The sequence below is a fragment of the Nitrospirota bacterium genome (genome assembly GCA_040756155.1).
GTDB lineage: Bacteria > Nitrospirota > Thermodesulfovibrionia > JACRGW01 > JBFLZU01 > JBFLZU01.
Genome location: JBFLZU010000065.1, coordinates 43,623 through 51,236 on the forward strand (window position 1 = coordinate 43,623; position 7,614 = coordinate 51,236).

Here is a 7,614-nt window from a genome sequence, read left to right on the forward strand (position 1 = left end):
ATTTATGGCATCTTATGGCATCGTTGATGGCACAGGAGAAATACTGCCCTTCTCTATTGGAAATGGAAATGGCTGTACCCTCTGGGGATGCCTCTGGTATGTACCGTCTGGTGCATACCTCTGCTCAGGACTTGAAGTACGCATAGATGCAGAGGGAAGTATCATCCTTTCCATTCCATCCTTCTCGACAAGGACATAATCATAAGTAATCCTCTTTATTTTATATGTCCCTATCTGAGCACCATCTATAATGTTATACCTTCTTCTACCATATACCGCTATGGCAGTCATCCGCTTCCCTGTATTTATGATGCCAGATACCTCAAGGACAGGCTCTTTATCTTCTTCTTTCATTTCAAAGCCAGGAAGGGCGATAGAGCCTTGAATCTTGATCAGACTGCTTTCAAGTGTTCCTTTTTTGACCTTTGCCTCTACCTCAGTTAGTTCACCCTCTCTTTTCTTTTTCTTTATCTCGGTCATTATAGCTTCGAGTTTTGCTTCATCCTCCGCCTTAGATATCCTTTCCTTTCTTTCTTGTTTTTCTATATCTTCCTTCCTGAAGATGTCGTATACCTTGGTCACAGGTATTTTTACTGTTGTCTGTGGTGCCTCCTCTTTCCTTTCAGGGATTGATGGCTGTTTTGGTTCAGCCTTTACAGGAAAACCCTTATCGCTTTTTGTAAAAAGAGGCGGTCTTTCAGGGACGCTCTTCATCTGGGAATTTATGTAGATTATAGTTGCAAGCGATGAAACTCCTATAATACCAAGAAAAACAAAAGCATATTTTTTGTATTTTTTAATGTCTATCTTTAGCATACCCCATATACGGCTTTACGCTTAGCCGTCCTCCTTTCTTTTTATTACTACCATATTGAGCCTGAATGGGCTATTATCCACAGGCTTAAACTATTTTTAATATTCCTGAACCGCATATACCCATTCCCTTTCACCCCATGGAGTATCAAAGCCAATCCTGCAGTTATACGGTGGAACAGGACTTAAAGATGAAGAGAAATTATCAAAGAAATACGATGTATTCCATCCTGTCTTCCTGCAGTTAATCTTAAGAACAGTGCAAACATTTGTGTCTTCAAGGGTTGCAAATGCTGTGCAATTAAACTCTCCAGCACCATTACATGTGTTCTTCTTAAAATAGTTTTTTGTAAAATCATGATATGGGTCTGCTAAATACTTTGCCTTATGATACTGTTCAAGTTTAAATGCAATATCCTCTGCATATCTCCTCGTCTGCTCATAGAGTTCCTTCTGTATCTTAAAGCCATCAACCACCAGAACATAATCCTGAGAAGTTGATATCTCCCCTGTTGATTGGTTAACTGTGGTTTTATCATCCTCCAGAAGTATCAACACAAAATTATGATAATAAATACCTGTCCTGTTAAGCCTTCCGGTCGAAGCAGTCCTTACCCTGTACTTCTTTGACGGCACTACAGGAAGGCTCACAACCCCTTCCTGACTGTCAATCTCTCTTGCGTTCTCTTTATAGTATTTCTCATAATATCCATTAAGACTTTTCAGATATGCCATCTTGTCTTCTTTTATAACCCTAGGTTCATAAAGTAGAGCGAATATCAATGCGCCACCTGCTACAGAAAACAAGATATAAACCAAGATTATAAGGATAGAACCATTCTCACTTCTCATTTCTCATTTTTTTCACTTCTAAACGGTATCCCTTCAGTCAGTTTTGTTACCCTTAAAGCAATCACAAGTTCTGATTTTACAATGGAGTCACTATGACTCTTGAAAAGTTCTCCGAATATCGGTATCTTTGAAAGTATCGGAACACCCTGCGTTGTCCTGGAGGCGCTTTCTTTCTGAACCCCTCCAATAACTATAGTGCTTCCAGATTTAATTCTTAACTGCTGATAGGATTGCTTAAGCGTTAAAATAGGGTTTTCTGTTGTATTACTCCCAATAGTAACCTCCTTAAAAGACTCGATGTTTGAAAGTATCGGTATTAAGGTAAGACCTATGGTCTCTCCATCTTCCTCGACATGAGGTCTTACCCACAGAGACACCCCCTCCTGCGCCCTTTCAATGTTGAATGAAGTTGTAACAGGCGTTGTTCCAGTAGTTGCAGTGCTGTATGTCTGCTGGACACTGGAAACATAAGGAGTTGATTTTGTGGACATTATTGACGCTGGCATGTTATTTATAATAAGCTGTCTTGGTTGAGCAAGAACCTTTGTTAACCCCTGCTCCTCAAGGGCTTTTAATATCGTAGAGAAATGGTTCGAATCCCTTTTGTATTCAATCGTTATAAAAGGAGTAGTTATCTTCGTTGCACCACTCTGAGAGGCTGTAAGCCTGCCCCCTTCTATCTGAGCCAGCTTGCTCCAATCAATTCCAAATTTAAATGCATCAGAAAGTGTCACCTCTACAATCATTGCCTCTATGTAAAGCAATTGCCCCATCTCATCCTTGAATCGTTTCAGATAAGATTCAACAGATGCAACATTTGAAGGATAATCAGTTACAATCAGGTTACCCGAAATCCAGTCAAAGACAGCCCTGCCCTCAGGAGAGATAAACATCTTAACCGTTGACTCAAATGTCTTTTTTGTATCTTCTTTGTCTTCTTTTGATACAGAAAATAGTGCCTTGATGTTTGACTGTGTGCCTCCCTGTGAACTTGTAGTACCGGATGTTCCTCCTGAAGATGATGAAATCACATCGTTTGATACATCGTATTTAACAGAACCACCACTTTGGTCAAAAACTGCAAGTGGAAGCTTAGATGTCTTTGTGAGGTATTTTGATACGGTGATGACTTTTTCCTTACCATTGATATCCACAAAATACGATGCACTCTCTACTATTGACCTTATCGCTCTGGATACTGGAAGATTTCTTATGTTCACATCAACAGGCTTTTGAGCATTAACACCATCGCCGTAAATTATGTTGTAATCTGATGCTATTGCTGAGAGAATATCTCTTAATGGACATGACGCACAGTTTACATCAACCATCCTTTCTTCATAATGGCGAGATTTTTCTGAAACTTCTGTTTCGTTTAGACCGACATCACCGATCTCTGGCGACCCTCCATCCTTATCCTTTCTCTGTGTATCTATTTTTGTTACGCGTATTGGTTTTTCTTCTTTGATGATAATAGGTTTTTCTCCTGAGAATTCACGGTCTTTTACAGCCTCAGCTGAAGACTGATATGTCTCATGTGGAACTTTCTCAACTGTTGCACAGGAAGTAAATAAAAAAACAGCGATTATTAATATAATTATTTCAGTTGGTCTTAACTTCATCGTTCTTAACTTAATAACTACTCATAAATTATTATCTCCGCTCTTCTATCTCTCTCTTTATCTGCAGTATTGCTTTCTCTCGCTTCAATATCTATAGGTGTATTTATTCCAAGAAAACGCAAATAGTTAACGATTGCCATAGCTCTTTTTGTCCTTAAATTAGTGTTTCTCTGAGCCGATCCATCAGGACTTGAGTATCCAACTGCTACAACTTTATTTTTTGAGTTTTTGAGATTATATTTATTAGCCGCATACTTAATAGTCAGCTTTGCGTAATCACTCAAAGAATATCCAGCCTCAGGAAAAAACACTGAAACAATGGTATTCTCCTTTACAGGAACTATGCCTTTGGTTTTTGTTATATTCTCTGGATTGTTGTAAATAACTGATATCTTTTCAACATTATCCAGCCTTGCAATCAATTTTTGTTGTGAATGCTCTATATTGTTGACCCTGAGTAAAAGATATTCGTAATAAGCCTGAAGTTCCCTGATTTTTTTATAAATATCGTCACCCCAGACCGAGTTGGCAAAACTGCTAAACAAAACCAGCATGAAAAATAGCAGGATATTCCTCATTTCCCATCATCCAGAAACTTAAATATCAGACCGTTTTTTGTAAAGATACCCTCGCCTTTCCTTACAGCAAGTTTTGTAATATATTTATCATTCACAGTCTCTACAATATAATCTGTGGAATCCCTTCTGATTTTGTAGGCATGGTCATTTATAATAAGGATATCACCATTTGAGAAAGCGATAATCGAGTGAGGACTGCCCTTCACCAAGTGCTTTACCGATTCGAGGGTAACAACATCTGTTTTGTCTTTTTTTGTGTATGTATTGTATGCAATCATGTGTATATCCGCCTTATCAGACACTTTAATTTCTTCGGGTTTCTTTTCCTCTTTCGAAGGAGAAGTCTTTTCAACTTCTTGAACGTGCTGGAACTTAATCTCTCCAGGGAATACAACAACAGGGGTTTCATGTGCCGGAATCATAACTCCACCTATAACCATATTGGGGAATCTCACATTCTGAACTACAGGCTCTTTCCAGACAAACGCCTTTTTATCTTTTAGAGCATTTTCATTAATTGAATGGACCCTATGTTCTTGATCTCTGTTCTCAAAAAGATAGGGGAGGTAAGTGCATCCAGAACTAAACACCAATATCAAAGATAAAACAATACTTCTCATAAGAAATACCCTCTGAGAAATTCGATTGCCTCTTTTTCTATCTGTCGTATCCTCGTTACTGTCAATCCATATACCTCTGCAACCCTATGGTAATCAAAACTGAAACTATAGAGTAAACGCAGTATGTTCTGCGACCTCAGTGGTAATGGCTTTATTAATTCTTCTATGAAATCGCCATTTATCAATTTCAATGCCTTTTTCTCAATCTCTATTACCTCTTCAACGGTTAAGCCTTCACTCTCAGCAACCCTATCAGGAGATTCCACAACATAGCCACATATCCCCCATAGCCTGCAGACAGTTCTCCTTTGTTGTGCAGATAGTAATATCAGGGTATTGTAGTTGGCACCGTTACTCCTTATGCCAAAAGATCCAATTTTAGCCCTGAGATTCAGTCTGTCATCATCGAGACTGACACAAGCATAAATGTTGTCTTCTTTTTTTGTAATCTCTGAAAATGATTTATGCAGATACCAGTAAAAGATATCAGTAAATTTAACTTTTCTTACCTTATATTTAAGTAACCCTCTCTTTTCCCTATAATTGATCTCGTAGCAATTTAGATTATAGTAATCTCTTGCTTTACTGAAGGCTATAAATGATTCATTCAGGAAGTCGTCCATATCCAGATACCTGGCCCTACGGGTATATAACTTAGCTATTTTCTTGACAAGCCCAATATTCTCTTTTAAGAATGTTATAATATCAGCATCATCATTCATCTTTCATCCATTCATTGAGATTCATCGTAGCAAGCTACAGGAAATCTTTGAAATGTAAGAAATTATTTTATTTAAATTCGCTCGCTAATGCGCTCGCTTTGTATTTTCAATAGAGAGTCGATTGAGACATCAATATCTGTACAAAAATCAATAATCCTTTTTATCTCGTCTTTAAATCTTTTTAATCCTTCTACCTTTATCTTTTTTTCGCCAAGCAAATACTTAACCTTAGAAAGTTTATCGTGGACATCATCAAATAATACATGGATATGCCTGTATCTATCTATTATCTCAAGGGATTTATTCCTTTCAATAGCCGTCTTCAAGTGGTTCTTTACTTTCTCGTAGTCCGGTGGATACGATGTTCCATTTAACCTTCTTGTAAGTTCTGCATCTTTTTTATTAATTATTTTTTGAAGTTCACTTATTTGATTAACAAGACCATCCTTTTCACGCTGAAATACCGCTACAAGTTTCTCTATCTGTTCCTCCATATTTTTTTCATAATCTTTAATCTTATCTGTTTTTATTTTCAGTTCGTTTTTATACCCGTTAACCTCATCGTTTCTCTCAGCGATAATCCAGCTTAATTCTTCGATTTTCTTATCTTTTTCATCATCTCTCATTACCTTATTATCTTTTACTTTGATATGTTGACCATTTCCCGTGCTATTATAGGGCATCCCCTGCCCTTCTTTGATTACTTCTTTAAGTTCTGCTCGGTTCAAGTCTTTCCCTTTTTTCACAATGCCACTCGATACCACCACATGCTCACTATCCAGGAATATTCTCTTTTCTTCTGCAGTAAGATGGTCGAGCAGAGAGTATCTTGTATAACCGATTTCTTCAAGAATATTCTCTGAATTTTCTTCGATTGACCTTTCCGCCGCGTTCATTATCCTGTAGCCTGTCTGGACCGTAATACCAACCTCTTCCTCAAGCCATCTTTTAAAGTTGCCTCCTTCTATCGCCATCTTATTCTTTGCAACAATAATACGGATCCCTAACTCGACCAGATTTATACGAGAGCGATAAAGAAGTAAATTGTATTGCTGGTACAGTGATTTTATTTCTTCTGTCAGGAGATTTAATGGTTTTTTCTCATGTATTGAAAGATAATCATCAATCTTTCTATAACTCTCAACATACTCCTTCATGGGGTATTTCCCTTCACTTCGCTTTCACTCGCTATGCATTTTCGAGTGTTTCTCAAGTTCTAATCTGATTAGATTCAATATAGCAATCTCTATATCCTTCCCTTTATATCGCTTGGTAATGTCTACATTCTCACTGACAATCTCTTTTAGCATCTTCTTTAGGGTTTTCTTACGCATATTAGCAATGACCCCGAGGGCTTGAATGTATGAATGATTTATCTTCAAGGTTAACCTTTTCCCATTAATAACAAAAGATTTTCTCAGCATCATGTTTTCATATTATACTAATTCTTTTTCGAAATGTCAATAAAAAAATTTCAAATTGAAATATTTTTTAAAAATTTGTTACTTTTTCTTGGCAAGGCACTATAAAATTGATATTTTTGAAATCGTTGCAGCTCTACAGAGGATTATTCTTTTATGATTATTTTCGTTAAGGAATTTTTTATGATTTTAGCAATCTCCATAGCGTTAGAATCAAACATTCTAATACATTTATAACTGCTTCGTTTACCGATTGAATCTGTTTGGTTTGTCCCGTGAATCCTCACAGGCTCGTTAAAATTCTTAAATTTTATTATAAATTTAACTTTCCCCATGGCATTGCGGGGATCTCCTGGCTTGATCGCTAAAGGCAGTATTTCTCCATCCTGAAGATAAGCAAGACGGATATTCGCTGTCGGGTACCAGTATGGATTTAACTCAATTCTTTCTATTTCTCCAGTCATTGGTAGGAGATAATAGTCTTTAGTCGGTGCGCCAATGGGATATGAGCTGATTTTTGTGTAGGATTGTATTTCTTTCTGGCTTCCATTTATCTGCCAGAGAGTTATTTTAAAGTCATTGACTGATATGACTATGAGGTAACGATATAATCCAGAGGATTCTGTTTTTCCAGTCCAGGATAGGATTGAGATCAAAATTATTGCAATTGCGATAAATATAATTTTTAAGGTTCGCATCTCACACCTCCTCTTTGACTATATTTGAATATATTCTACTATTCAACTTTCATCTTATCTCTTTATATCATTTTTATTCTAAAAATTCAAATTCTCTGGTAAGATTATCAAAAATAAGGGATAAGTTAGTCAGTAATTAAAGTATGTCAATTAAAAATTACGAGACTTTCCCACATTTTCGGCTAAAAATACCTTTTTATTGTTATCAATCAAGGAGTTGTCATCTTTCCCGAATTTTCGGCTAACTCGTTGTCCAGATAATGTTTAACCTGGTAGAGTTTCAGATGA

General features: G+C 36.9%; 9 protein-coding genes. All 9 read right to left on the reverse strand.

Annotation, left to right across the window (positions count from 1 at the left end; translation table 11 throughout):
- Window positions 1–12 precede the first annotated feature (12 nt).
- Window positions 13–816 carry a hypothetical protein gene (locus tag AB1488_06670; protein MEW6409779.1) on the reverse strand — a complete coding sequence of 268 codons (804 nt, stop codon included), beginning with the start codon at window positions 814–816 and terminating at the stop codon, window positions 13–15.
- 96 nt (window positions 817–912) lie between these two features.
- The gene (locus tag AB1488_06675; protein MEW6409780.1) at window positions 913–1,665 is read right to left on the reverse strand and encodes a hypothetical protein; all 753 of its coding nucleotides are present in this window, start codon (window positions 1,663–1,665) and stop codon (window positions 913–915) included.
- Window positions 1,662–3,287: a hypothetical protein gene (locus AB1488_06680; GenBank protein ID MEW6409781.1), complete on the reverse strand. Its 1,626-nt coding sequence runs from the start codon at window positions 3,285–3,287 to the stop codon at window positions 1,662–1,664. The genes AB1488_06675 and AB1488_06680 overlap by 4 nt, the downstream gene beginning before the upstream one ends.
- A 17-nt stretch (window positions 3,288–3,304) precedes the next feature.
- Window positions 3,305–3,865 (reverse strand): hypothetical protein, encoded by a 561-nt coding sequence (locus tag AB1488_06685; GenBank protein ID MEW6409782.1) that lies wholly within the window; start codon window positions 3,863–3,865, stop codon window positions 3,305–3,307.
- A complete protein-coding gene (locus AB1488_06690) occupies window positions 3,862–4,485 on the reverse strand; it encodes a hypothetical protein (GenBank protein MEW6409783.1) in 624 nt (207 codons plus the stop codon). Before AB1488_06690 ends, AB1488_06685 begins: the two co-directional genes overlap by 4 nt.
- Window positions 4,482–5,207, reverse strand: a complete 726-nt coding sequence (locus AB1488_06695; GenBank protein ID MEW6409784.1) for a sigma-70 family RNA polymerase sigma factor — start codon at window positions 5,205–5,207, stop codon at window positions 4,482–4,484. Before AB1488_06695 ends, AB1488_06690 begins: the two co-directional genes overlap by 4 nt.
- 71 nt (window positions 5,208–5,278) lie before the next feature.
- Window positions 5,279–6,364 (reverse strand): hypothetical protein, encoded by a 1,086-nt coding sequence (locus AB1488_06700; protein ID MEW6409785.1) that lies wholly within the window; start codon window positions 6,362–6,364, stop codon window positions 5,279–5,281.
- A gap of 24 nt (window positions 6,365–6,388) precedes the next feature.
- A complete protein-coding gene (locus AB1488_06705; GenBank protein ID MEW6409786.1) occupies window positions 6,389–6,634 on the reverse strand; it encodes a hypothetical protein in 246 nt (81 codons plus the stop codon).
- Window positions 6,635–6,774: 140 nt separating this feature from the next.
- Window positions 6,775–7,326: a L,D-transpeptidase gene (locus tag AB1488_06710; protein ID MEW6409787.1), complete on the reverse strand. Its 552-nt coding sequence runs from the start codon at window positions 7,324–7,326 to the stop codon at window positions 6,775–6,777.
- Between the last annotated feature and the right edge of the window lie 288 nt (window positions 7,327–7,614).

Excerpts from the sequence above, each read along its gene's own strand:
- AB1488_06670 (MEW6409779.1), bottom strand. The coding sequence starts at position 816 with ATGCTAAAGATAGACATTAAAAAATACAAAAAATATGCTTTTGTTTTT.
- AB1488_06675 (MEW6409780.1), bottom strand. The coding sequence starts at position 1,665 with ATGAGAAGTGAGAATGGTTCTATCCTTATAATCTTGGTTTATATCTTG.
- AB1488_06680 (MEW6409781.1), bottom strand. The coding sequence starts at position 3,287 with ATGAAGTTAAGACCAACTGAAATAATTATATTAATAATCGCTGTTTTT.
- AB1488_06685 (MEW6409782.1), bottom strand. The coding sequence starts at position 3,865 with ATGAGGAATATCCTGCTATTTTTCATGCTGGTTTTGTTTAGCAGTTTT.
- AB1488_06690 (MEW6409783.1), bottom strand. The coding sequence starts at position 4,485 with ATGAGAAGTATTGTTTTATCTTTGATATTGGTGTTTAGTTCTGGATGC.
- AB1488_06695 (MEW6409784.1), bottom strand. The coding sequence starts at position 5,207 with ATGAATGATGATGCTGATATTATAACATTCTTAAAAGAGAATATTGGG.
- AB1488_06700 (MEW6409785.1), bottom strand. The coding sequence starts at position 6,364 with ATGAAGGAGTATGTTGAGAGTTATAGAAAGATTGATGATTATCTTTCA.
- AB1488_06705 (MEW6409786.1), bottom strand. The coding sequence starts at position 6,634 with ATGATGCTGAGAAAATCTTTTGTTATTAATGGGAAAAGGTTAACCTTG.
- AB1488_06710 (MEW6409787.1), bottom strand. The coding sequence starts at position 7,326 with ATGCGAACCTTAAAAATTATATTTATCGCAATTGCAATAATTTTGATC.